General features: G+C 62.7%; 22 protein-coding genes and 1 tRNA gene. 13 read left to right on the plus strand and 10 right to left on the minus strand.

All coding sequences use genetic code 11. The annotated features are described in order from the left end of the window. Window positions 1-85 precede the first annotated feature (85 nt). Both ACZ1JX_RS17435 and dapE read left to right on the plus strand, forming a co-directional pair. Window positions 86-763, plus strand: a complete 678-nt coding sequence (locus tag ACZ1JX_RS17435) for a glutathione S-transferase family protein (RefSeq protein ID WP_465124750.1) — start codon at window positions 86-88, stop codon at window positions 761-763. Further along, window positions 760-1887, plus strand: a complete 1128-nt coding sequence (dapE, locus tag ACZ1JX_RS17440; protein ID WP_465124751.1) for a succinyl-diaminopimelate desuccinylase — start codon at window positions 760-762, stop codon at window positions 1885-1887. Before ACZ1JX_RS17435 ends, dapE begins: the two co-directional genes overlap by 4 nt. On the opposite strand, the gene msrA is transcribed toward dapE, so the two are convergent. Continuing rightward, window positions 1884-2420: a peptide-methionine (S)-S-oxide reductase MsrA gene (gene msrA / locus ACZ1JX_RS17445; RefSeq protein ID WP_465124752.1), complete on the minus strand. Its 537-nt coding sequence runs from the start codon at window positions 2418-2420 to the stop codon at window positions 1884-1886. The genes dapE and msrA overlap by 4 nt on opposite strands. A gap of 87 nt (window positions 2421-2507) precedes the next feature. Between msrA and ACZ1JX_RS17450 the strand changes: the two genes are divergently transcribed. The 8 genes from ACZ1JX_RS17450 (at window position 2508) to arsH (ending at window position 7272) form a co-directional block, all read left to right on the plus strand. Continuing rightward, complete coding sequence (locus tag ACZ1JX_RS17450) at window positions 2508-3350, plus strand: class I SAM-dependent methyltransferase (protein ID WP_465124753.1); 843 nt, start codon at window positions 2508-2510, stop codon at window positions 3348-3350. 51 nt (window positions 3351-3401) lie between these two features. After that, window positions 3402-4250, plus strand: a complete 849-nt coding sequence (gene aguB, locus ACZ1JX_RS17455) for an N-carbamoylputrescine amidase (RefSeq protein ID WP_465124754.1) — start codon at window positions 3402-3404, stop codon at window positions 4248-4250. 23 nt (window positions 4251-4273) lie between these two features. Beyond that, window positions 4274-4741, plus strand: a complete 468-nt coding sequence (gene folK / locus ACZ1JX_RS17460; RefSeq protein ID WP_465126450.1) for a 2-amino-4-hydroxy-6-hydroxymethyldihydropteridine diphosphokinase — start codon at window positions 4274-4276, stop codon at window positions 4739-4741. 63 nt (window positions 4742-4804) lie between these two features. Beyond that, window positions 4805-4880, plus strand: a tRNA-Lys gene (locus ACZ1JX_RS17465). Between the two features lie 116 nt (window positions 4881-4996). Then, entirely contained in the window at window positions 4997-5326 is a 330-nt protein-coding gene (locus ACZ1JX_RS17470) for an ArsR/SmtB family transcription factor (protein WP_465124755.1), read from the plus strand. Between the two features lie 32 nt (window positions 5327-5358). Continuing rightward, the gene (locus ACZ1JX_RS17475) at window positions 5359-5850 is read left to right on the plus strand and encodes an arsenate reductase ArsC (protein ID WP_465124756.1); all 492 of its coding nucleotides are present in this window, start codon (window positions 5359-5361) and stop codon (window positions 5848-5850) included. Continuing rightward, window positions 5847-6527, plus strand: coding sequence for an aquaporin (locus ACZ1JX_RS17480; protein ID WP_465124757.1), 681 nt, complete (start codon window positions 5847-5849; stop codon window positions 6525-6527). The genes ACZ1JX_RS17475 and ACZ1JX_RS17480 overlap by 4 nt, the downstream gene beginning before the upstream one ends. Continuing rightward, window positions 6520-7272 carry an arsenical resistance protein ArsH gene (arsH, locus tag ACZ1JX_RS17485; RefSeq protein WP_465124758.1) on the plus strand — a complete coding sequence of 251 codons (753 nt, stop codon included), beginning with the start codon at window positions 6520-6522 and terminating at the stop codon, window positions 7270-7272. Before ACZ1JX_RS17480 ends, arsH begins: the two co-directional genes overlap by 8 nt. 9 nt (window positions 7273-7281) lie before the next feature. Here the strand turns inward: arsH and ACZ1JX_RS17490 are convergent, their stop codons facing one another. Continuing rightward, window positions 7282-8337, minus strand: coding sequence for a LacI family DNA-binding transcriptional regulator (locus tag ACZ1JX_RS17490; protein WP_465124759.1), 1056 nt, complete (start codon window positions 8335-8337; stop codon window positions 7282-7284). 108 nt (window positions 8338-8445) lie between these two features. On the opposite strand from ACZ1JX_RS17490, the gene xylB reads away from it, so the two are divergent. Beyond that, a complete protein-coding gene (xylB, locus tag ACZ1JX_RS17495) occupies window positions 8446-9897 on the plus strand; it encodes a xylulokinase (protein ID WP_465124760.1) in 1452 nt (483 codons plus the stop codon). A gap of 11 nt (window positions 9898-9908) precedes the next feature. Beyond that, entirely contained in the window at window positions 9909-11222 is a 1314-nt protein-coding gene (gene xylA, locus ACZ1JX_RS17500) for a xylose isomerase (RefSeq protein WP_465124761.1), read from the plus strand. Between the two features lie 6 nt (window positions 11223-11228). Here the strand turns inward: xylA and chrA are convergent, their stop codons facing one another. The 8 genes from chrA to ACZ1JX_RS17540 form a co-directional block, all read right to left on the minus strand. After that, window positions 11229-12560 carry a chromate efflux transporter gene (gene chrA / locus ACZ1JX_RS17505; RefSeq protein ID WP_465124762.1) on the minus strand — a complete coding sequence of 444 codons (1332 nt, stop codon included), beginning with the start codon at window positions 12558-12560 and terminating at the stop codon, window positions 11229-11231. A gap of 333 nt (window positions 12561-12893) precedes the next feature. After that, complete coding sequence (locus ACZ1JX_RS17510; protein ID WP_465124763.1) at window positions 12894-13175, minus strand: helix-turn-helix transcriptional regulator; 282 nt, start codon at window positions 13173-13175, stop codon at window positions 12894-12896. Then, window positions 13172-13480, minus strand: coding sequence for a hypothetical protein (locus ACZ1JX_RS17515; RefSeq protein WP_465124764.1), 309 nt, complete (start codon window positions 13478-13480; stop codon window positions 13172-13174). The genes ACZ1JX_RS17510 and ACZ1JX_RS17515 overlap by 4 nt, the downstream gene beginning before the upstream one ends. A 380-nt stretch (window positions 13481-13860) precedes the next feature. Then, entirely contained in the window at window positions 13861-15939 is a 2079-nt protein-coding gene (locus ACZ1JX_RS17520) for an AIPR family protein (RefSeq protein ID WP_465124765.1), read from the minus strand. Beyond that, a complete protein-coding gene (locus ACZ1JX_RS17525; RefSeq protein ID WP_465124766.1) occupies window positions 15936-16934 on the minus strand; it encodes a PD-(D/E)XK motif protein in 999 nt (332 codons plus the stop codon). The genes ACZ1JX_RS17520 and ACZ1JX_RS17525 overlap by 4 nt, the downstream gene beginning before the upstream one ends. Further along, on the minus strand, window positions 16924-19656 hold the full coding sequence (locus ACZ1JX_RS17530) for a Z1 domain-containing protein (RefSeq protein ID WP_465124767.1): 2733 nt from the start codon (window positions 19654-19656) through the stop codon (window positions 16924-16926). The genes ACZ1JX_RS17525 and ACZ1JX_RS17530 overlap by 11 nt, the downstream gene beginning before the upstream one ends. Then, a complete protein-coding gene (locus ACZ1JX_RS17535) occupies window positions 19649-21088 on the minus strand; it encodes an ATP-binding protein (RefSeq protein ID WP_465124768.1) in 1440 nt (479 codons plus the stop codon). The genes ACZ1JX_RS17530 and ACZ1JX_RS17535 overlap by 8 nt, the downstream gene beginning before the upstream one ends. A 62-nt stretch (window positions 21089-21150) precedes the next feature. Then, on the minus strand, window positions 21151-22749 hold the full coding sequence (locus ACZ1JX_RS17540) for a DNA cytosine methyltransferase (RefSeq protein ID WP_465124769.1): 1599 nt from the start codon (window positions 22747-22749) through the stop codon (window positions 21151-21153). Between the two features lie 76 nt (window positions 22750-22825). Between ACZ1JX_RS17540 and ACZ1JX_RS17545 the strand changes: the two genes are divergently transcribed. Further along, window positions 22826-23269, plus strand: a complete 444-nt coding sequence (locus ACZ1JX_RS17545; RefSeq protein ID WP_465126451.1) for a very short patch repair endonuclease — start codon at window positions 22826-22828, stop codon at window positions 23267-23269. Window positions 23270-23286 lie beyond the last annotated feature (17 nt).

The following is a 23286-nucleotide window of genomic DNA, read 5'->3' on the forward strand; positions in this document are numbered from 1 at the left end:
TGCTGGATCACTGCAAGTCTGTTCATGGTCGACACGGCAAACCTGAACGTATAGTCGCAGCCCTCACGGCAACGGGGCGAGTGCGATGAAGCTGATCATCGGTAACAAGAACTATTCCAGCTGGTCCCTGCGCGGCTGGCTGGCTGCCAAGCAGTCGGGTCTGCACTTCAAGGAGATCACCGTCCCGCTCTATGGCGAGGAATGGGATCACCTGCGTCGGACCGACGATCTCGCGCCGTCTTCGGGCAAGGTGCCGATCCTGTGGGATGGTGACGGTCCCGATGCGCCGGTGGTGTGGGACAGCCTCGCGATCATCGATTACCTTGCCGACAAGGTCGGGCGTGACCGCTTCTGGCCCAAGGACGATACCGCGCGCGCGATGGCGCGATCGATGGTGGCCGAAATGCACTCGAGCTACCTGCCGTTGCGCCGCAGCCTGCCGATGAATATCCGCAAGCGCGTCGAAGGCGTGGAGATCAGCGCTGAGGTCCGCGCCGATATCGTCCGCATCCTCTCGCTCTGGGCCGAGGCGCGGGCGCGGTTCGGCAAGGGCGGGCCGTTCCTGTTCGGCACGTTCTGCGCCGCCGACATCATCTACGCCCCCGTCGTCTCGCGCTTCATGACCTATGGGGTGCCTGTGCCCGGCTTTGCCATGACCTACATGGAAGCGGTCTGGACTCACGACTGGATGCAGGCCTGGATCGAGGCTGCCGAGAACGAGGACTGGACCATCGAACAGTTCGAGGAGCCCGCCCGCGCATGAGCCTTGATCCCGTTGTCCTCGCCGAGCAGCTGATCGATTGCGAAAGCGTAACGCCCGCTACTGGCGCGGTGTTCGATTGCTTCGAAGCGATGCTCAAGCCGCTGGGTTTCGAGATTCACCGCTTCATCGCGGGCGAAGCGCCCGACGGTCCGGTGGAGAACATGTTTGCCATCCGTCGCGGTCCTGAAGGCTCGCGCCACTTCGCTTTTGCCGGGCATCTCGACGTGGTTCCAGCGGGCGAGGGCTGGACATCCGGCCCGTTCAAGGCAGAGCGGCGAGGCGAGTTGCTCTACGGACGCGGGGCGGTGGACATGAAGGGCTCGATTGCCTCGATGGTCGCGGCAGCAGCCGAAGTGCCAGCAGACGCAGGCACGATCAGCTTCATCATCACCGGCGACGAGGAAGGCCCGGCGCGCTATGGCACCGTGCCGCTGATCGAACTGATCCGCGAGATTAAGGCCGAGCCGGACCTGTGCCTTGTGGGCGAGCCGACCTCGGTCAACCGGCTGGGCGACATGGCCAAGATCGGCCGTCGCGGCTCGGTGAACATGTGGATCACCTGCAAGGGGGCGCAGGGGCACGTGGCCTACCCGCACCTTGCCGACAACCCGATCCCCCGCCTGATCGCGCTGCTGGCCGATCTGGACGCGCTGGTGCTGGATGACGGGACCGAATGGTTCCAACCCTCGAACCTCGAGATCACCGACCTTGATGTGGGCAACAAGGCGACCAACGTGATCCCCGCCGAGGCGCGTGCGCGCATCTCGATCCGCTTCAATGACCGCCACACCGGGGCCGGGCTGGTGGCGATGGTCGAGGAGGTGGCGCGGCGGCACAGGGGCGAGGTCCGCGCCGTGATCTCCGGCGAGAGCTTCATCACGCTGCCCGGTGATTATTCGACCCTGATCGCCGAGGCGGTGAAGGCCGAGACGGGGCTTGATCCGGAGCTTTCGACCAGCGGCGGAACGTCTGATGCGCGGTTCCTGCGTGCAGTGTGCCCGGTGGTGGAATTCGGCCTGTGCAACGCCACGATGCACAAGAAGGACGAGGCGGTGGCGCTGGAAGACTTGCACGTCCTCCAGCGCATTTACCGGCGCATTACCCTCGCCGCGCTGAAAGCCTAAGCCTTCACCTTGTTGGCGAAGCTCTTGCGCAGCTTCATCAGCTTGGGCGGGATCACGGCGAGGCAGTAGGGGTTCCGCTGGCCTTCGCCTTCCCAGTATTCCTGATGGTAATCCTCGGCCGGATACCAGGTCGCCATCGGCTCGATCGTGGTGACGATGGGCTTGGGCCAATCGGGCTGGGCGCGCTCGATCGCGGCTTCCATTGCAGACATCTGCTCCTCGTCCGCCGGGAACATCGCGGAGCGGTACTGCGTGCCGATGTCGTTGCCCTGGCGGTTGAGCTGCGTGGGATCGTGGGTGGCAAGGAAGATGTCCAGGATCTGGTCGAGGCTGATCGTTTCGGGATTGAACGACACGCGGATAGCTTCCGCATGGCCGGTGGTGCCGGAGCAGACCTGCTTGTAGGTCGGGTTCTCGACTGTGCCGCCGATGTACCCGCTTTCGACATTGCTCACGCCGATTACGTCGCGGAACACCGCCTCGGTGCACCAGAAGCATCCGCCTGCAAGGATGGCCGTTGCTTGTTCGCTCATGCGCTATATTCTCCTGTGTTACGCAAGAGATAGGCAGCCTCAGCGCGCTTGTCATCGGCACCAAGGAGAATCCCCAAGATGCGTCGAATGAGCCTTGCCCTGCTTGCTGCCGTTGCCGGAAGCACCCTTGCCACGACTGCCGTTGCACAGAGCGTCGTCGCAGCCGTGCCAAAGGTCGATCCCGCGCTTGCCGCTGCTGTGGCCGATCCCTTGCGCAAGGAAGACGCTGCGCGCGACAGGTATCGCAAGCCTGATGAGACCCTGGCGTTCTTCGACGTCGGCCCGGCGATGAAGGTGGGCGAATATGCGCCCGGCGGCGGCTGGTACTCGCGCCTGCTAGGTATCTATCTGGCACCCAAGGGCAAGCTCGTGGGTCTGTTCGCCGATGCCAGCAGCGCCAACCCGCAGCGTCAGGCCGCCATGCAGGCCGCCGTGGACAAGTATCCGGTCGAAGTGGCGGGGTGGTCAAAACAGCCTGCCGAAAAGTTCAGCGCCTTCTCGCTTGGTGCCATTCCCGATGGCGAAAAAGGAACTTTTGACCGCATTCTGCTGATGCGCGCCCTGCACAACATGCTGCGCGGCAACGTGGCGGACAGCGAGATCAGGAAGATGCGCGAACTGCTCAAGCCAGATGGCATGATCGGCATCGAGCAGCACCGCGCCAAGGCCGATGCGCCTTTCGCCTTCACCGATGGCTCGAAGGGCTACCTGCGCGAGGCTGATGTCATCAAGCTCATGGAAATTCATGGCTTCACCTTTGTCGGCAAGAGCGAGGCCAATGCCAATCCGAAGGACCCTGCCAACTGGCCCGGCGGCGTATGGACGCTGCCCCCGGTGCTTGAACGAGCAAAGGACGAGGCCGAGAAGGCAAGGCTGCAGGCCATCGGCGAGAGTGACCGGATGACGTTGCTGTTCCGCAAGCGTCCGTGACCAGATACGGCGACGGTTGAATTGCCGGAGCAGGGCGCTTAGGTCCCTCGCATGACCGAGATCTCCGTCGCCGCCCTGCAACTCGCCCTTCCCGGAGGCGAGGCCGAGAACATCGCCGCCACGGCCGCGCTGGTTGAGCAGGCCGCGCGTGAGGGTGCGCGGATCGTCCTGCCGCCCGAACTGTTCGCAGGGCCGTACTTCTGCAAGGTCGAGGATGAGGCGCTGTTTGCCATGGCCTATCCGCTCGATCAGGACCCTTCGGTGCGCGAGATGAAGAAGCTCGCCAAGGCGCACGGCATTGCGATCCCGACCAGTTTCTTCGAACGTGATGGGCATCACTATTACAATACGCTCGCCATGATCGGCCCGGATGGCGAGGTGATGGGCATCTATCGCAAGAGCCATATTCCCGACGGCCCCGGCTACGAGGAAAAGTACTACTTCCGCCCCGGCAATACCGGCTTCAAGGTGTGGGACGTGTTTGGCACGCGCATCGGCGTGGGGGTGTGCTGGGACCAGTGGTATCCCGAATGCGCGCGCGCCATGGCGTTGATGGGTGCGGAACTGCTGTTCTACCCTACCGCCATCGGCAGCGAGCCGTATGACGCCGATCTCGACACCAGCCGCATGTGGCGGCGTGCGATGATCGGCCATGCGGTTTCAAACTGCATGCCGGTGATCGCGGCCAATCGCATCGGGAAAGAAGATGGCCAGAGGTTCTACGGCCACAGCTTCATCAGCGATGAGTGGGGCGATTACCTTGCCGAGTTTGGTGCGGGCGAAACGGGCGTGCTCCATGCGACGATAGACCTGAAGCGCGCCGCCACGCACCGTGCCGGCATGGGCTTTTTCCGTGACCGTCGTCCGCAGCTTTACGGCCGTCTGGCAGAAGACATCTGAGCGGGCATCGCTACCTGATCGCGCTGGGATCGAACCAGCGCCATCCGCGCCATGGCCACCCGCGGACGATTCTGGGGGCGGCTACGGCCGAACTGGCGAGGTATGGGGTTTCGATCGAGGTAGTGGCTCCAGTCATCCAAAGCCGTCCGGTGGGGCCATCGCAGCGCGAGTATGCGAATGGCGCGGCGGTGATCTCCACCTCGCTCGAGCCTCTTGAGCTTCTCGATCTGCTGCAGGATTTAGAAAGCAGGTTCGGCCGCAGGCGGCAGGGCCAGCGCTGGCGCTCGCGCACGCTCGATCTCGATGTGGTGCTGTGGTCGGGCGGATGCTGGGCGGATGACAGGCTGACCGTGCCGCACCGGGAATTTCGCAAGCGTGGCTTCGTGCTCGGCCCCGCCGCGCGCATTGCCCCGCATTGGCGCGACCCGCTTTCGGGCCTAACGCTGCGGCAACTTGCGCATCGCCTAACCCGTTCTTCCGCCAAGGCTTGACCACCCGCCCTACGCCCCCTAGGTGACGCGCCACGCCTCGCGCCCCGTTGCGCGGTTCCGGGCGGGCCCATAGCTCAGTCGGTAGAGCAACTGACTTTTAATCAGTAGGTCGCTGGTTCGAACCCAGCTGGGCTCACCAATCCAAACCAAACCGATGCAATCCCACACACGGCATCTCCGGATGTTTGTGACAGGCAGAGGGTGCTGCTTGACGTCACCCAATGTTTCGATATTTGTCGAAATATGGTAGATTCGATGAATGCCGGACGCGCCGTCGCTGCGCTTGGGGCCTTGGCGCAGGAGCATCGCCTTGCGGTGTTCCGCCTGCTTGTGCAGGCGGGGGCTGAGGGGTTGCCCGCTGGCGAAGTCTCGGCGCGGCTTGGGGTGCCGCCGTCCTCGCTCAGCTTCCATCTTGCGCAACTGGCGCAGGCCGGGCTGGTTAGTCAGCAGCGCCGGAGCCGCTCGATCATTTACCGCGCCGACTTGCCCGCGATGAACGCGCTGATCGGCTATCTGACCGAGAATTGCTGCGGCGGCGTCGACTGTGGCGTCGAGGGTCTGGCCTGCGAAGCGGGCGCTGCCTGACGCATCACGACTTCGTTCAAGGGGGGGACGACATGAACATCCTGATCCTGTGCACCGGCAATTCCGCCCGCTCGATCCTGGGCGAGGCGATCCTGAACCACCTCGGGGAGGGACGCATCACCGCCTTCAGCGCGGGCAGCAAGCCCAAGGGGGTGCCGCATCCCGGCGCGCTGCGTCTGCTCGCGCGGCGCGGGATTGATACGGCAGCTTTCCGCTCCAAGAGCTGGAACGAGTTCACGGCGCCCGATGCCCCGCGCATCGACATCGCGATCACGGTGTGCGGCAATGCGGCCGGGGAGACTTGTCCGGTGTTCATGGGTGCACCGATCAAGGCGCACTGGGGGCTGCCTGATCCTGCCGACGTCCATGGCTCAGAGGCCGAGGTCGATGCCGCATTCGAGGCGACCTGGACCGCGCTCGAGGCGCGCGTGCGGGCGCTGCTTACCTTGCCGTTCGAGACGATGGACAAGGCGCGACTTCTCGATGCGCTTTCGCAGATCGGGCGGATGGAAGGCGCGGCATGACCCGCCCGATCCTTGCCGAAGCTGTCGGCAGCTTCCTGCTGTTCGCCACCGTGATTGGCTCCGGCGTGATGGGCGAAAGTCTGGCGCAGGGCAACGTCGCGGTGGCGCTGCTGGGCAACACGATTGCCACGGGCGCGATGCTCTATGTGCTCATCACCATGCTCGGCCCGATCTCGGGCGCGCATTTCAACCCGGCGGTGACGCTGGTTTTCCGCATTCTGGGAGCGCTCGACACGCGGCAGGCCATTGGCCACGTGGCCGCCCAGGTTGCGGGTGGCGTGGCCGGGGCGTGGACCGCGCACGCGATGTTCGGGCTGGACGTGATCGAGCTTTCGACCAAGGCGCGTAACGGCCCCGGGCAGTGGACCGGCGAAGTCGTGGCGACTTTCGGACTGCTCCTCACGATCCTTGGCACCTTGCGCCATCGGCCTCATGCAGTCCCGGCGACGGTGGCGCTGTACATCACTTCGGCCTACTGGTTCACGTCCTCGACGAGCTTTGCCAACCCGGCGATCACGCTGGCGCGCAGCCTTTCTGACACTTTCGCCGGCATAGCGCCCGCCGATGCTCCCGCCTTCATGGCCTGCCAGCTGACAGGTGCCCTGCTCGCACTGGGCGTTGCCCGGTTGCTCTTCCCCGAAGCCGATCTGACCAAGGATGCGACTGCCGATGCCTGAAGCCCCCTCGGCCGCACACGCCCGCCTGCGCGCGCTTTCTGCGCCCGACCACCTTCCGGCGCTAAAGCCCGCCTATCTCGACGCCGATCCGGCGCGGGGGCTTGGACCGCTGGATCATCGCCCACGCATCCTGCTGCTCTACGGTTCGCTGCGCGAGCGCTCCTATTCGCGGCTGGTCGTTGAAGAGGCGGCGCGGCTGCTGCAGCATTTCGGTTGCGAGACGCGTATCTTCGATCCGTCCGACCTGCCCTTGCCCGACCAGATTGCGGGCGACGACCATCCGGCGGTTCATGAGCTGCGCGAACACTCGCTGTGGTCCGAAGGTCAGGTCTGGTGCAGCCCGGAGCGGCATGGCCAGATCACCGGCATCATGAAGACGCAGATCGATCATCTCCCGCTCGCCTACAAGGGCCTGCGCCCGACGCAGGGGCGCACGCTGGCGGTGATGCAGGTCAGTGCCGGATCGCAGTCGTTCAACTCGGTCAACACCTTGCGTGTGCTGGGCCGGTGGATGCGGATGTTCACCATTCCCAACCAGTCGAGCGTAGCCAAGGCCTACGAGGAGTTCGACGAAGCGGGCCGGATGAAGCCGTCGAGCTACTACGACCGCATCGTGGACGTGATGGAGGAACTGGTGCGCTTCACAGTGCTGTTGCGCCCACATGCCGAGCGGCTGGTTGACCGCTATTCGGAGCGGGTCGAGCAGGACCGTCCGGTGGCGGCAGAGATCCTGCGTTCGATCTGACCTTTTGCGTCACACCGCCGGTGCGCCATCCGAATGGCGCACGATCAGTTCGAACGGGAGCTGTTCGTGCAACGGTGCCGTTTCGGCTGACTGCCGGATGTCCTGCGCGAGGCCGACGAGCGCCTTGCGCGCCATGTCGGCAATGGGCTGGCGGATCGTGGTGATCTCGGGCCAGACGGTGCGGGCCATGGCCGAATCGTCGAAACCACAGACCGAAAGGTCGCGCGGCACGTCGAGGCCGTGGCGGTGGGCGGCGGCGATGACGGCGGCGGCCATGTCGTCGTTGCTGGCGAAGATGGCGGTCGGGCGCGGGGTGAGAGACAGCAGCGAGTCCGCAGCGTCGAGCCCTGAGCGATAGGTAAAGTCGCCCGAGGTGAGCAGGGCAGGGTCTGCGGGTAGGCCTGCTTCTAGCAATGCGCGACGATAGCCGGATTCGCGCAGGGTGCTGGCGGTCTGGTTGGGATCTCCGGCGATGAAGCCGATCCGGCGATGGCCCAGCGCGATCAGATGCGTGGTGATCGCGTGCGCGCCCTGTTCGTCGTCGATCGTCACGGAGCGCAGGCAATCACGCGGGCGGCCAGTGGCAACCAGGGCAATCGGCAGGTTGTTGGCGGTGAGCGTGGCGGCCAGCGCCAGATCGTCGCACAGCGGTGGCGGCAGGACGACGCCGTCGATGCGGTGGTCGGCGAGGCGGCGGGCCAGGGCTTGCGGCGTTTCGCCGGGGTGCCATGGTTCGACGACCAGCTGGGCGTCGACCGTTGCCGCGCCCGACAGGCTGCCGACGAGAAACTCGCTGAGATAGGCGGCGCTGGGGTTGGAATGGATCAGCGCGATGCGGCATGGCCTTCGCCCGGCAAGGCTGCGCGCGGCGGGGTTGGGGACATAGCCCAGCGCGGCGATGGCGTCCTGCACCTTGGCGCGCGTTTCGGGCAGGACGCTCGGCTCATCGTTGACGACGCGCGACACCGTCATCGGTGAAACCCCGGCAACCCGCGCGACGTCGGCCACGGTGGGATTTGAGCCTTTGCGCCGACCTTTGCGCGCCTGTGCCGGACCGTCTGTCATCGCGCCTGCCTATGCCGCTCCCATGCTGCTGGCAAGTTGCTGCGCCATGCAGGAAAGTCTTGCCAACCCTGCTGTGGTAGCGCTAACTTTACCGGAGGAGAAGATGCAATGGCACAAGAACTCACTCTGGGCATCGATATCGGCACGTCCGGAGTAAAGGCGATCCTGCTGGACGCTGATGGCGTGATTGCCGCACAGGCAACTGCGCCTCTGTCGGTCTCGCGGCCGCACGAGCTTTGGTCGGAGCAGGACCCGGACGGTTGGTGGGACGCTACCGGGCAGGCCGTGCTGGCGCTCCCGGCAGACTTGCGCGCAGCCGTGCAGGGGGTGGGGCTGGCGGGCCAGATGCATGGTGCGACGGTGCTGGGCGCGGACGACCGGCCCTTGAGGCCAGCGATCCTGTGGAACGACGGGCGCAGTTTTGCGCAATGTGCCACGATCGAAGAGGCGGTGCCGCATTCGCGCGCGATCACTGGGAACCTTGCCATGCCGGGCTTTACTGCGCCCAAGCTGCAGTGGCTGCGCGAGCATGAGTCTGACTTGTTCGCCCGGATCGCAACGGTGCTCCTGCCCAAGGACTATGTGCGCCTGTGCATGACCGGGGACAAGGCTTCCGACATGTCGGACAGCGCGGGCACGTTGTGGCTTGATGTCGCAGCGCGCGACTGGTCGGACGCGATGCTGGTGGCGACGGGCCTTGCTCGCAAGCACATGCCCCGGCTGTTCGAAGGCAGCGCGGCGACCGGCACCTTGCGCGCCGATGTTGCCGCGCGCTGGGGCATGGGGCGCGTCCCCGTGGCGGCGGGCGGCGGCGACAATGCGGCGGGCGCGCTCGGCGTCGGCGTGGTCGCTGACGGGCAGGGGATGCTCTCGCTTGGCACTTCGGGCGTGATCTTCGTTGCGACGGCGGCGTTCCGGCCCAATCCGGAGCGCGCGGTCCATGCCTTTTGCCATTGCCTGCCCGATATGTGGCACCAGATGAGCGTGCACCTTTCGGCTGCAAGCTGCCTTGACTGGGCGGCCAAGCTGGTCGGGTGCGATGTGCCCGCGCTGCTGGCTTTGGCGGAAGCGCCGGGCGCGGCTTCGGGGCCGGAACTGTTCCTGCCCTACCTTTCGGGTGAGCGCACGCCGCACAATGACCCGCACTTGCGCGCAGGGCTGCTGCGCATGGATTCCGACAGCGATGCGGGCCGCATCGGTGCAGCGGTGCTGGAAGGCGTGGCGTTCGCCCATGCCGATGGCATTGCCGCGCTGCGCCAGGCGGGCACGCGGATCGAGCGGTTGTCAGTGATCGGCGGCGGTGCGCGGTCTCACCACTGGGGCACGATCCTTGCCGCAGCGCTCGATGTCGAACTCAATTATCTCGATGGCGGTGAAGTCGGCCCGGCACTGGGTGCGGCGCGGCTGGCGCAGCTTGCGGTGAGCGGCGGCAATCCTGCCGATGTGTGCCAGCGTCCGCCCGTTGTCAGGACCATTTCCCCCGATCCGCTGCTGGCCGAACGGCTCGCCCCTAAGCTCGACGCCTTCCGCCGCGCCACTGCGGCCATTCGTACACTGTGAAAGGAACGCCCATGTCCGCCGAATACTTCGCCCCGTTCGATACCGTCCGCTACGAGGGGCCGGAAACCACCAGCGACCTCGCCTATCGCTGGTACGACAAGGACCGCGTGGTCATGGGCAAGCGCATGGAGGACCACCTGCGCTTTGCCGTGTGCATGTGGCACACCTTCTGCTGGCCGGGCAGCGACGTGTTCGGCGCCGGAACCTTCAACCGTCCCTGGCTGCAAGGCCCGATGGACGCGAAGAACGCCGCCGCCAAGCGCGAGGCGGCGCTGGCCTTCGTCGAGAAGCTCGACGTCCCGTTCTACTGCTTCCACGATGTCGACGTGATGGCCGATGCCGATGATGCGCAAAGCTTCCGCACGAGCTTCGCACCGGCGGTCGACCATCTCGAGGAGCTGCAGGGCAAGCATGGCCGCCGCCTGCTGTGGGGAACGGCCAACCTGTTCGGCCACCCGCGCTACATGGCCGGCGGGGCAACCAATCCCGACCCCGAAGTCTTCGCATTTGCGGCGATGCAGGTGCGCGATGCGCTCGAGGCGACGCATCGGCTGGGCGGGGCGAACTACGTGCTGTGGGGCGGGCGCGAAGGGTATGATTCGATCCTCAACACCGAAATCGGCATCGAGCAGGAGAACTTCGGCCGCTTCCTCAGCCTCGTGGTCGATCACAAGCACCGCATCGGCTTTACGGGCACGATCCTGATCGAACCCAAACCGCATGAGCCGACCAAGCACCAGTACGACTTCGATACGCAGACGGTCTATGCCTTCCTCAAGCGCTTTGGCCTTGAGAACGAGGTCAAGGTCAATATCGAGGCCAACCACGCCACGCTTTCGGGCCACACCTTCGAGCACGAAATCGCGATGGCGCGGGCGCTGGGCATTCTCGGCTCGATCGATGCCAATCGCGGCGATCCGCAGAATGGCTGGGACACCGACCAGTTTCCCAACTCGGTCGAGGAGATCACCCTCGCCCAGCTCGAAGTCCTGCGTGCAGGCGGCCTCGGCAACGGTGGCTGGAACTTCGATGCCAAGGTGCGCCGCCAGTCGATCGATGCGGCGGACCTGTTCCACGGCCATGTCGGCGGGATCGATACCATCGCTCGCGGCCTGCTGCGCGCCGCTGCGATCATCGAGGACGGCGCGCTCGAACGTTTCCGTGCGGAGCGCTATGCCGGGTGGCAGGGCGAACTTGGCCAGCTGATCCATGCCGAGGGCACCACGCTTGCCCAGATAGCCGACCGGGCGGCCGGAGCCAACTATGGCCCGCAGCCGTGTTCGGGACGACAGGAGTGGTGCGAGAACCTCGTCAACCGATTCTGATCGCGGTCACACCAGCGCGGCGGCAAGGCCCGCCGCCGCGCAGATCGCGAGAACGGTCAGAATGCCCTTGCGCATGCGGAAGATGAGGATGGCCGCGAGCGCCGCAATGGCGGCAACGCGCCAGTCGAAGCTTTGCGGGACGGGCAGGGACAGCGCGGCAGGACCGAAGGCCACGTCTCGCGTCTCGCGGAACAGCACGTGGACGGCAAACCACAAGGTGAGGTTGGCAATCACGCCCACCACCGCCGCCGTGATCGCAGCCAGCCCGCCCTTGAGCTTGCGCGCGTTGCCCAGCCGCTCGATCCATGGCGAGAAGGCGAAGATCCAGATGAAGCAGGGGACGAACGTCACCCAGGTGGTCAGCGCAGCCGCAAGCAGTCCGCCGACCATCGGCGAGAACGGTTCGGGTGCGCGGAAGCCGGCAAGGTAGCCGACGAACTGCGTGACCATGATCAGCGGCCCCGGCGTCGTCTCGGCAAGGCCGAGGCCATCGGCCATCTCGCCCGCGCGCAGCCAACCGTAAGTGTCGACTGCCTGCTGCGCCATGTAGGACAGGACCGCATAGGCGCCGCCGAAGGTGACGACCGCGAGCTTCGAGAAGAACAATCCGACTTTCCACAGCACGTGATCGGGCCCCAGCAGGGCGAGCACGGCAATCATCGGCGCGGCCCACAGCACGGCACCGGTGGCAATTGTGCGCAGGGTCATTGCCCATGGCCGCTTCGAGGTGGGCGGGGGCGCTTCCGTGTTGCTCAGGCCGAGCAGTTCAGGCCGTACCGCAGCGGTCGCAAAACCGATCACGCCCGCTCCGAGTACGACGAGAGGGAAAGGCAGCGACAGGACGGCCAGCGCAATGAACGCAGCGACCGCAAGCGCCTTCTGCAGCGGCGTCTTGAGCGCGCGCCCGGCAATGCGGATCAGTGCCTGCACGACGATGGCCAGCACTGCCGCCTTGATCCCGGTGAACAGCGCGGCAAACCAGTGGAGGTCAGCCGCGAGTGCATAGAGTATCGACAGCGCAAGGATTACCAGTGCGCCGGGGATGACGAACAGCAGTCCCATGGCAAAGCCGCCGCGCATGCCGTGCAGCTTCCAGCCGATCCAGGTGGCCAGCTGCTGTGCCTCGGGGCCGGGCAGGAAATGGCAGAAGTTGAGCGCCTGGAGGAACTGCTCTTCGCTGATCCAGCCACGCTCCTCCACGATCTCGCGGTGCATCAGCGCGATCTGTCCGGCGGGGCCGCCAAAGCTGAGGCAGCCGATGCGCGCAGAGACGCGGACAAGTTCATCGAAGGAGGGCGTGACGGGAGAGGAAACCGGAACGCTGGTGGCATCTTTCATGCAATCGACCCATGACCTGTTGCCCGCAAAAGCGGGTGCGACAGGCAACGCTTGGGCACCGGCAAGACCGCCACCTGACCGGGAGGTTGCTTCGCCCCGGTGCAACCTTGAATAGCAGCCCGAACACGGATTTCAACGCCCCGGAAGGGGAATGTTTCGCTATCTCGGGAGAAGAAATGGTGCCAGAAGAGGGACCGTGACGTGCAAACAAGGCATTATATCACAATGTTTTGTTGCCCTGATTCGCTGATTCGATACCGTCAAAAATACCGTAACGCGCCTCGGCTTGGTCCTCGATGAGGACTTAAATCGCTGCCCGCAGTGTTTCGATACTCAGCGACTTCCCTTGTAGCTGTTGGCCCGTGCCTTGGCCAGAAGGGCTTTGAGCGCATCGATCGTTACCAATGTGCATCTGCCGATCTTGATCGTTTCCAGGTCGCCTGAGGCAATCAGCTCGTAGAGTTTTGACCGGCCGATCCCGGTCACCCGCACGGCATCGGGAATCCGGACGGCGAGAGGCTCTGCGCCGTTGGTTCGGGTTGCCCTGGGGGAGCAATCGAAGGGGAGAGCGAGCTGACCGGCGCTGGCAGGCGACTTGGCTTCCCGGCGCTTCATTCTCCTTGCTCCTGCGCAAGCTTGTCGAGCTGCCGTTTATGCGCTTCGTGGACTTTAGTCCTGAGCGTGGCATCCGGATGTGCAAGCAGAAGGCCATCGAGAGCGCACATGATGAAGATCAGCCGGCGCTTGATGAACTCTGCGTTCTGCCGCGCTTCCTCGCGCAGCTCCTGGCCCTGGAACAGATCAGTGACGATGGCCCCGATCCACTGGCTGCGGCTCTGTTTGGCGCGCGTGGCCTCATTCTGAACCCAGGCGGCGACGTGCTTGGGCAGGTAGGTCTGTATAGAAACATTGCGTGTCATGCTGGACTCCGTGTTGGTGGAGCCTGGAACACACTGCGAAAGGCAAGTTTGTTCTACTTATGTTCGAAGGGGTCGTCAAGTTTGCTGAAGATGCCGCATTTCCTCGCCTTTCGGCCTGATGTGATTTGCGGGCATACCGAAGTCTGCCGGCAAGTCAGATTTGACGGAGAAGCTGCCATTTTCTCAGAATCCCAACAAGCCATTGATATAATGATGTTTAAATCTGGATTTCACCTGCGATTTGTCGCGTACGGTGTGCTCTACACTGTACCCAGCTTTAGGATCGGAAACCGGTTTAGTTTCCGGATCTTACTGCGAACCATGCGAGGATGCAGCGTAGGCTGGCCAGCTCCCGGCGCATGAGGGCATGTCATAGGCAATCAATGCGCGATTTCTGAGCCAATCGGGCAACCTTCCGCTCGGAGCTTCCGCAGCGACTCGATGACCTTAAGACATTGCTTTTCAGACGGAATCTTCATCGGCACCGATGCCGCCACCCGCAATATGCCGAGCTCGGTCGGGGAGAGGAGCTTTCGGGATTGCCCCCATGCACTCAACTGCGCCCACAATTGCCCACCTGCTGAAACCACGACTGACTGAGCTTCAATTCCGTTGAGCAGCTTCTGGTCCTTGATGCCCTCCCGCTTTCCTTCCTTGATTCGGTCCTTCCCGATCAGTTCGCCCAGCCACGCCTCCGGCCAGTCAATCTCCAAGGCCTTGACCCTTGCCCAGCAGGCTTGCTGCTTTGCCCATTCCGTGACGTTGCTGATGCCAGTCGGCGGGGACACAAGCACTTCGTGCACGGCTTCCGCCACCAGTGCGAGAGCAGCCCCCATTTCCTCCGAAATCCCCTGAGCTCGCCAGATGCTGTCGTAGTCGACGAATTCCTCGCGTTGTTCGCAGTCGTGGCTCATCTTCGCGATGGCATAGGCAACAACATTTGCCCGATAGCCACCCTGATACCATGACTGCTCGGTGACAATCTCTTCCGTGGCCCGGAAGATCAGCGCCTTGGCGATAGCCTGGCGATAAAAATCTTCGTTGAATGCATCGGGCTGCTTCTTCCACTCACTGCCGATTGTCCCGGCGAAATGCGCGAAGTTTTTCTGGGCACCTTTGCTGACAGTATCGGGGTGACCGCGCCAGACGTTGAGGTACTTGGCAAGGTCGGTTTTCGATATCAGCTGCGATTTGGGATACTCCAGATCGAACTTCTTGCGCTGGGCGGGTGTCAGGAGCCCGCGGGCATCCTGATACTGGCCTCTCGCCCGTTCGTAGTACCATTTTGACTCGCGGAACGTGCCGTCCGGCGATGGCGCGAATATTCTTCGGGAGAATTCTTCGAGCCGCACATGGAAGGGATGGTTTGCAAAGAAATCTGCGGCATTCACGCGGTTCTGGCTGTTGGCAAATTCCGAGATCTTCGGGACGATATCTATCGCCTTCTCCGGCGGCACGATCGAGAGCTTCATCTGGACGAAGACCTTCGAAAGATCCGCGTTCCGCCGCTTCGCCGCGTGGATCGATGCCGTAGTCTGGCCACCGTTCACGATCTGGAGATTTCGCAAACCGGTCAGCAGCAGGCCGCCTTCGGACACGCGCGTAGTTATGCCTTCGGCCGTAGCCGTGATGCCGTTGTTGTAGGCAAAGAACATGTCCGGATCGTTGTCGATAGTATTGCGGATCCCCTTGTTCACGCCCCCCCTGGCCTGGAGAAACACGCGCACGTTCTGTTCGAGCAGACGTGACCCCCAGCGGTCGTAGATCGCAGCAAGCTGGGTTCCGGGAACGACTGCCAGATAGGCTTTGTAGTCCGCATCAGACATGTGGGCGGGCAGCAGTGGGATAGAGCCGCCGTAATCCCTTTCGAGGTCGATGACGATCTCCTCGCGTCCAAAACCGGCTGCAGCAAAACGGTACAGGCGCTCGATATCCCAGACCGAGTATGTAACCGGCCTTCCATCAATCTCACCTGCTGCGCGTCCGTCCACTCGCGCTCGTAGTTGGCGGTTGGTGATCAGGAACAGCCGCACTTTTGCAGTGCTGCGCCAGCGTATCGCAATCAGATCAGCAAGGCCGAATTCGGGGCTGCTTTCCTCTAGCTTGTTCCTCCAATCGGATTTGAATGCACTTGTTATGAACTTCTCAAGCCGGTTAAACGCGGCATCCATCGCAGTTGCGTTGATACTCGCGATCTGTCCGTCCTGGCTGAAATCCTGAACCAATAGTATAAGCTCACCGCCGCTATGCGCTGGGTCGCCAGCATATCCATCGACCCGAATGCCTGTGTTCGGATTTCGATAAAAGGCCCGATCAGCTCCGTCGAACTCCCCTGCCTCGGCGAGATAATCGCAGAACAGCTCGAAGAATGCGTCTTCCGCATAAAGCCCATCGACATCGGCCGATGCCAATACCTCCTGGAAGAAGTCCTGGTGAAATTCCTCGAGGCTGATTGTCATTGCCCGCCACCCTTCAGCATGCTGCGAACGAAGTCGTCATCGACCCTGAATTGCTCGCACTCCACCAACGAGAGATCATAGCGGACGCGTTCGACGCCGGATTTGAACATCGCGGGCGTGATGCGTGGAAAATCTTCCACTACGTGCAGGAACCGGTGCGGGCCGGATATCCAGCGGAATGAAGAATAGTCGTCGTCCCGGGAAAAACCTGCGGCGACTAGCTGGCCTTCGAAGCGTTCCAGAACCGCCGGTGCTTCCGCTGCAATCCTGTCCGCTATCCGGCATGCCACATCCGTGAGGGTGAATGCGGAAGCTGCGTCCTCCGGAGCCGCGTCCAGTTCGACGACGTACATAAACAGGACATCGCAGCCACTGGCATCCAGCTGATGTTCGGACGAGATCGCCACGTAGGGACGAGCCGCACCTCGCCTTGCCTTCGCTTCGATCGCTGTCCGGCCGCATTCGAAGTCCTTGGGCGATCCTGTCGGGCCCACCCACGCGCCTGTTGCATCCGCCGGACCGAAAAGAGGAATGAGGTAACGCTCGAGCACCAGAAGCTCGCCGATCAGACCCTTCTGCTCCTCAGCGGACAGACGGCTGTCACTGCCGCCGCGGAGCAGGTGATGCCACCGCCAAGTACGTGCAAGGAAGGTCTCTCCTGCCTCGCTCTCCGACCGTGCTGCGGAGGCGGCCTGCACAATGTCGAGGCAGAGGCGGTGGAAAATGTCCCGATGCTGGTTGTCGGTCAGCTTGAGCGAAACCATCACGCTGCCGCCGGTCTCGGGCTCCGAAAGCGCGACTTCTATGCCCTTGAGCTTCGGCAGCTTTCCTTTCGGTGCGGAAGCAGCACTGCACTGCAGGATGAGCAGACATTTCCTGTCGACGCTGCGGGCCCAGAAGAAGTTCCAGGGATGTTTCCCGTCTATACGTTTCGCATTGATGATTTCGGCCGATGCGGGCGGTTCGAGGCCGGTCCAGGGATCGTCAGCGATCATCGTCGCCTCCCATTTCCTCCTCCTCGAGGTCCTCGCTGAAGTTCTCCCGGACCCAGGTCGTGTTCACGACATAGGTAACCTTTTTTTCTTCCAGCGCCGTACCGGGGAAGCTGATGCTCCATGCAACAACCGGTTCTGCCTGCCGCAGATCGTCGTCCTCTTTGCCGATGGCGAGCATGTGGACAATAAGAAGGGGGCGTTCGCGCTTCGCGCGGTAGATGCGATCAGGATAGTTCCAGCCGCCATCCTTGGCCGGCCTGGCGTCATCCCGCTCGCGATACTCGCGCTCAGCCTCTTCCACCTGCTCGTCAGTCAGACCTGTCTTTTCGACCCCTCTGGAGGCAACGCGCTGCTTGTTGGTGACGCGCAACGTACTTTCCGTGCTTTCCTTACCAGCACTTCGGCGCGGACAATTGATCGTCACACCGAGGGAAGCATCCGAAAGGCCTTTGTCCTCGCGCTTCTTCAGGCTGGCGAACAGGACATCCCATGATGCGAGTTCGGTCTCTGCCCGGTCATCGATGTGCTGGCAGACAGGGCCCGTTTCGGTGAGCAGCGAGCCGGGATGGTTCACGAATGACGCGATGAAATCCCTTACCGGGCCGACAGGTACATCCGATAACAGGAATCCGCCGGTCACTTCCGATGCAGAGCTTAGCGGCTTTCCGCCTGCCGCGAGCGCCCTTGCCAGCGCTGAGGCCGCATTCCGGTTGGCGCGCAGACTGTCGGCATCGCGCTTCAGTACCGCGGTTTCCGCAAACTTGTTGGCAAGTCCGATCGAGACGACCAGCTTTTCGCCCGATCCCATCTTGTTGCGGGCAGTGACAATCAGCGTGTCCGGATGGCTCCGGACCTTCAGGCCGAACTGTTCCGGCGTCGCCCCCACTGCCTCCATGCTGCGCAATTCGTCGCGCAGTTCTTCGATGGACTCTGCAATGTGGGCGTACCAGCCCTCCGCCTCCTCCGGCATCCAGACCCGGCACAGATCGTCGTAACCTGGGCGATAGCCGAACCAGCGCCCCATCTGCATGAGCGTGTCGTACATCATCGAGTTGCGCAGGAAGTAACTGACTGTGAGGCCTTCGAGCGTGAGGCCGCGGGAAAGCGAGAAGCCGCCCACTGCAATCACGTTCAGGCCATGCTCTTCGTGATCGCTGTAGTTCAGGTTGCCTGAGGACCGGCTGTTGACCTCCACCACGGAAACCGGCGCGATGCTCTCCAACAGCAGCGGCTGGATGTCCTTCCAGCCGAACTCGCTGCCGGGTGCATACTCGTCCAGCCACACTGCATGAAGCGCGGCGATTTCCGCATCCTGCAAAGCCTTCGCCTCCGGCAGTGCTCCGTTCACGCGGACACTGGCCCGGATCCTGTCCACCAGGGCATGAACTTCGTTTCGCAACTGGCGCTGGACGTCGGTAAACCGCGAAGCGTTGACCAGCATGGAGCAATGCTTGCGGCGCTGCCCCCGGGCCAGCCGGATCGCCCGGGCGACAACGAATGTCCGCACCGCCTTTTCCAGGCTCGCCGGCAAGGCGGTGACCGCAAAATCCTTCTTGTGCTTCAGCGGCAGCAGATCGCCATTGTCCGTGATCGGCCGGAGGATGGCTTCGCTGTCTTCCAGAAAGACCCGGTTGGCGCCGAAGTAGTTGGTCGGCGGGTCCAGGCTAACGATGAAATCCCGGGGAAACAGGTCTTCCCCAAGCATTTCCGTCTCGCTGTCCGGGTCGATGAAGATGTTGGCAAAGGGCGTCGCAGTGTAACCCACGTAGCAGCTGTGATCGAACAGCTTGAGCAGGCTGCGGATCTGGCCGTTGATCCTGGTCGCTTCGTCCGGCCCCTTGGCAGTATTGATCGAGGCATTGTCTGCCTCGTCGTCGATCAGCAGCATGGGCGCGTCAATCACCGAAGTTCCGGCCCGCTGGTTGTGCTCCTGCAGCCACGAGATCAGATTCTTCAGCGTCGAGCTGTTCTTCTTGATCACGAAGATCGCCGGTTCCCGCAGGTTGTCGAGCGGAACGCCGACGCCGGATGCCAGCGTCTTGCTGAAATCCTTGATCGAGTTGGTGAAAGTTACCGGCCGGCGCGATTTGTCGAACCGGCCCACCCCGATGAAACGCTGGGCCGGATCGTCCCGGTTGGAGAGCAGCCTCGCGCTGTCCCTGCCGACAAAGCCTTCGTCGATCCGCATCTGCGTCTGGTTGCGCAGATTGTTGTGAATGCCCGCAATGACGATGATCAGACGGTAGCCGGCATCGGCCGCCTTGCAGATCAGCCCGGTGTAGTTGGCCGTCTTGCCTGACTGGACGTGCCCGACCACCATCCCGCGCCGGTCCCAGCTTTCGGTCTTTGCCGGGTTCTCGAGGAGATTGAGGATACGGTCGGTCACGTCGTCAAGGGTGACCAGAACGTCGCCGGAGAAGCCCTTTTCCGCCAGCAATTGACGATAGCGGTTCCAGTAATAGGGTGTGATGTCCGCTCGGGCGGCGTCTAGCCATGGAACGTAGTCCTTGCTCGTCAGCATCGACCCGATTTTCATCGACACGCCATGGCTGTTCTCGAGTGAGCGGGCCAGTTCCTCCGCCTGCTCATCGGAAACGTCCGCGCACAGCGGAATGTGGCGGATCTGACCGATCAATTCCCGGATACGGTCGGGAGATGGCAGTGGCTCCTTGGCGAGCTGCGCTCCCACCATTGTTTCGAGCATTTTCAGACCGTCATTCATCCCTGCAATCGTCCACCTTTTTCTGCAGCCAAACCGATGCCGTTTCCCAGTTCTCGCGGAACGGGTCCGTGACGCGCATCATCTCCAATGCGTCATCGGGGTTAACACCTGAGGAAGTCAGCGCTGCAAATGTCGTTTCAACAAGATGTTTCAGAGTATCTTCCGCAAGCTGTGCGCCTGAAACATGGGAAGGGCTGGCACTGATATCAGCGAAAAGGGCATCCACTGGCATGGAGGAGGCTGCGATTTCCAGAATGCGCTCAAAGCCAGTCTTCAGATCATCCGGCAGCTGGTTTTTGAAATCCACAAAGGTCGGGTGATCCGGGTTGAGGCAATAGGAAATCTCGTTGCCATGCTGCCTACGCTGCCAGACCGGCAAGCGGCTGTCGCTGGCCAGACGGCGCCCTCTTGCAGTGTAGACCCGGCGGGATGTGGCACCGATCGTTTCTATGATCCGGCGCAACCGCTCGCGGACATGGTACGGTGGTTGCGCAGAAGCCTTCTTGACGTCGATTTTCCATTCGGCGTCCATCCCGTTAGGCATGTCGATCCTGACCCGCGCCAGCTTGGTCAGTTCCTTCTGCCGGGCCAAGCCGAACCAAGTCCCGTGGATGATCAGACGTTTGCCACGGTAGACATAGAAGCCCTGATTTTTGAGATATCCCGCCTTTCCGGCGAATCTCTCCCAACCCTCCGGATCCTTTTTGTGATGAGGCAGCGTGAATGCTTGCACCTCCACTTCCTGCCCCCCCGACTTGATCTTCTCCACGGGGCTGGCCTGTGTTGCTGGATGGGTGCTGTGGAACGGGTCGAAAGGTTCGAGCGCTCGCCCGTTGAGCTCGAGGGCTATCTTCTTGATTCCCCTCTCGCCTGCCAGAAAGCGATGAAAAACAAGCTCAAGATGTTCGGAAGCGTCGTCTATCCGTGACACGAACGCGGAGCGCGCCTCGCTGGCCTCGCCTTCAACCAGACGGTCGAGCTTTTCCCAAACGACAAGAGTTCCGGAAATCCCCAGTTCGTTGATCCATGGAACCGACGATGGTTCATCCAGCAGTTCGACCAGCCACTGGTTGGTCTGGGCCACTTTGTCGAGATCCCAGCGGGCGCAGGATATGACGCCATCTTTGCGCGATGCCACGGTGAGTTTGCGACACTGGGAAAACGAGGCTGTTTTCAAACCAAGCCCAAATCGACCCAGATCCTCCTTGTCCCTGGTGTCGAGTGGGTTGCGGCTACCGGGTCTCATGGCTGCGAGGAGCTCGTCCTCGCTCATGCCTTCGCCGTCATCAACAATCGCGAGGCTCGGCTGACCGCTGGTTGTGTCCGCCAGAAGCCTGATCGAACGAGCTTTGGCGGTAATAGAGTTGTCTATGATGTCGGCCAGCGCGGTTTCGAGGGAATACCCGATATCCCGCATGCTCTCGATGAGCATGGACGCGTGTGGCGGAACCTCTCTGGTTCTGACACCGGCTGGATCAGGCGTCCCGGCCATTGTCAGGCAATTTCCTTGATTGACGCTGGTGCCTTTGCAGGAGCACCGATGCCGGTGCCAAACTTGGCAAGTACACCCCAAAGTGTTTCCGCGATCTGACATGCAAGGAATGGCGGAACGGCATTGCCGACCTGCACGAACTGCTGGGTCCTGTTACCCCGGAACACATAATTGTCCGGGAAGGTCTGGAGCCGCGCAGCTTCACGCACCGTCAGGCTGCGGCATTGCGACGGGTCCGGATGAATGAAGTAATGGCCGTCCTTGGAAATGTGGCTGGTGACGGTCGTCGAGGGCTGTCCGCGCAGCTGGACCCTGAACCGGTCCGCAAACTTGCCGCTTTCCCAGTTGCGGTGATCGGGTGCCAAGGCTGCCGGGAAGGAGGAAGCTTTGGGTGACTGGCCGGTGCTGGCCGCCCATGCTGCCGCAAACAGGTAGCGGGCGAGGTCCGCCGGCATATGCCCCCGCGTTTCGTGGCCGGGCAGCACATGCAGACGGTCATCCTTCAGCCAGTCAGCCAAGGCGGGCGGGCAGGCATTGCCGATGCCGTTCGGGGTGCTGGCCCGCCTCGCAAGCGCGGCTCTGTCTCCCGCCATGGCCTTGGTTGCGGCAATGTTGTCGAAGAACGCAGTGCGTGCGTCAGGAGGCAGACCAGTCTCCAGTTCCGCAAGCTCGCCGCAGGCCCGCTCGATCGCCTCCCGCCACGCATCGGGCGAGTCGGGGCCGCGGCTGATCCCGCTGCGCAGGCAGGCCATGCCGTCCAAGACGTGTGCGACCGTTGCCTTGGGATGGACGGGACGTTCAAGGCGCTGGTCTGCGCGCTCAAGCTCGCTTGCGATGTCGCGGCGGAGGCCGATGATGATGACGCGATGGCGTGCCTGGGGCACCCCGAGCTCTTCGGCGCGCACCACGAAATCGGCGGGCCGCTGCCCCTTCGCCAGACAACCGGAGCCCTTTGCGGCAAAGGCGAAGAGTTCGTAACCCTCCGTTCCGGGCGGTGTCTTCAGGTCGGCGGTGATGAGATCGAACATCCGGACACCGTCGACCGTCGACGAAAGCATTCCCTTCACGTTTTCCATGACGAAGGCAGCGGGCTCGAGCTGGCTGATTATCCGGATGTATTCCCGGTAGAGGAAGTGCCGGTGATCCTGCGCCGCATCGTAGTCGGCGATGCCCCGGTTTCTCGCCCGGCCGACAAGCGAATAGGCCTGGCAGGGAGGGCCGCCGATCAGGACGGTATTGCGCCCGTGTGTCTTTCGGATATCCTCGATCCGTCGGGAAATGATCCTGCCGGCAGTTTCATCGCCCAGGGTCAGGCAGAGCGCCTCTTCTCTCGCTGCCTTCCACTGGGCAGGATAAAGTGCCTGCCAGTCCGGTTCTGCACCGCCATTGTTGAGCCAGTCATAGTATTCCTGCGGAAAACACGCGCCGAACTGACGCAGGAATGCACGGAACGACAATGTCTGATGTGCCGATTTCTCCTTTTCGACTGACAGCCGGACGGAGAACGGCCGCATTCCTTCGCCGGTTTCATAAGCTGAAAAGCCTTCGGCAAGTCCCCCCGGACCGGCGAACAGATCAACTATGGCAAATGCGGCATTCATCGACGTTTTTCTGTTATCCTGTTATTCTTGCTGATCAAGTCGCACACCGGCAGAAAGGGCGCAACCGTTGGCCGACGTGGTGGATGCAAATACCCGCTCCCGCATGATGGCGAGCATCCGTGGCAAAAACACCACGCCCGAAGTCCGCCTTCGTAAAGCCCTTCACCGGGCCGGTTTCCGCTTCCGGTTGCATGGTGCGAAACTGCCCGGAAAACCGGATATCGTTTTGGCAAAGCATCGTGCCGCGATATTCGTCCATGGCTGTTTCTGGCATCGTCACGCGGGATGCCGCAATTCCTCGGTGCCGAAATCCAATGCAGACTTCTGGGAAGCAAAGTTTGCCCGGAATGTCGAGCGCGATGCCGCCAATATCGAAGCGCTTGTCAGCTCCGGATGGCGCGTCTGCATAGTCTGGGAATGTGCGATCCGGCAGCGAGGCGAGCAGGCAGTCGGTACAGAAGTGGCTGGGTGGATCATCGGAACGCAGGAGAATGTCAGGGTGATCCCGGCTGATCCCTGAACGCCCGGCACGACGCC

The organism is Novosphingobium sp. BL-A-41-Hi4A-0G, from assembly GCF_055521735.1.

What these genes read in the sequence shown, in the direction of transcription:
- arsH (WP_465124758.1), top strand. Translation starts at nt 6,520, where the DNA reads ATGCCTGAAGCCCCCTCGGCCGCACACGCCCGCCTGCGCGCGCTTTCT.
- ACZ1JX_RS17535 (WP_465124768.1), bottom strand. Translation starts at nt 21,088, where the DNA reads ATGCTCATCGAGAGCATGCGGGATATCGGGTATTCCCTCGAAACCGCG.
- ACZ1JX_RS17480 (WP_465124757.1), top strand. Translation starts at nt 5,847, where the DNA reads ATGACCCGCCCGATCCTTGCCGAAGCTGTCGGCAGCTTCCTGCTGTTC.
- ACZ1JX_RS17435 (WP_465124750.1), top strand. Translation starts at nt 86, where the DNA reads ATGAAGCTGATCATCGGTAACAAGAACTATTCCAGCTGGTCCCTGCGC.
- ACZ1JX_RS17490 (WP_465124759.1), bottom strand. Translation starts at nt 8,337, where the DNA reads ATGACAGACGGTCCGGCACAGGCGCGCAAAGGTCGGCGCAAAGGCTCA.
- dapE (WP_465124751.1), top strand. Translation starts at nt 760, where the DNA reads ATGAGCCTTGATCCCGTTGTCCTCGCCGAGCAGCTGATCGATTGCGAA.
- ACZ1JX_RS17470 (WP_465124755.1), top strand. Translation starts at nt 4,997, where the DNA reads ATGAATGCCGGACGCGCCGTCGCTGCGCTTGGGGCCTTGGCGCAGGAG.
- chrA (WP_465124762.1), bottom strand. Translation starts at nt 12,560, where the DNA reads ATGAAAGATGCCACCAGCGTTCCGGTTTCCTCTCCCGTCACGCCCTCC.
- msrA (WP_465124752.1), bottom strand. Translation starts at nt 2,420, where the DNA reads ATGAGCGAACAAGCAACGGCCATCCTTGCAGGCGGATGCTTCTGGTGC.
- ACZ1JX_RS17450 (WP_465124753.1), top strand. Translation starts at nt 2,508, where the DNA reads ATGAGCCTTGCCCTGCTTGCTGCCGTTGCCGGAAGCACCCTTGCCACG.
- ACZ1JX_RS17520 (WP_465124765.1), bottom strand. Translation starts at nt 15,939, where the DNA reads ATGACAATCAGCCTCGAGGAATTTCACCAGGACTTCTTCCAGGAGGTA.
- xylA (WP_465124761.1), top strand. Translation starts at nt 9,909, where the DNA reads ATGTCCGCCGAATACTTCGCCCCGTTCGATACCGTCCGCTACGAGGGG.
- aguB (WP_465124754.1), top strand. Translation starts at nt 3,402, where the DNA reads ATGACCGAGATCTCCGTCGCCGCCCTGCAACTCGCCCTTCCCGGAGGC.
- ACZ1JX_RS17540 (WP_465124769.1), bottom strand. Translation starts at nt 22,749, where the DNA reads ATGAATGCCGCATTTGCCATAGTTGATCTGTTCGCCGGTCCGGGGGGA.
- ACZ1JX_RS17530 (WP_465124767.1), bottom strand. Translation starts at nt 19,656, where the DNA reads ATGAATGACGGTCTGAAAATGCTCGAAACAATGGTGGGAGCGCAGCTC.
- ACZ1JX_RS17515 (WP_465124764.1), bottom strand. Translation starts at nt 13,480, where the DNA reads ATGACACGCAATGTTTCTATACAGACCTACCTGCCCAAGCACGTCGCC.
- ACZ1JX_RS17475 (WP_465124756.1), top strand. Translation starts at nt 5,359, where the DNA reads ATGAACATCCTGATCCTGTGCACCGGCAATTCCGCCCGCTCGATCCTG.
- xylB (WP_465124760.1), top strand. Translation starts at nt 8,446, where the DNA reads ATGGCACAAGAACTCACTCTGGGCATCGATATCGGCACGTCCGGAGTA.
- ACZ1JX_RS17510 (WP_465124763.1), bottom strand. Translation starts at nt 13,175, where the DNA reads ATGAAGCGCCGGGAAGCCAAGTCGCCTGCCAGCGCCGGTCAGCTCGCT.
- ACZ1JX_RS17525 (WP_465124766.1), bottom strand. Translation starts at nt 16,934, where the DNA reads ATGATCGCTGACGATCCCTGGACCGGCCTCGAACCGCCCGCATCGGCC.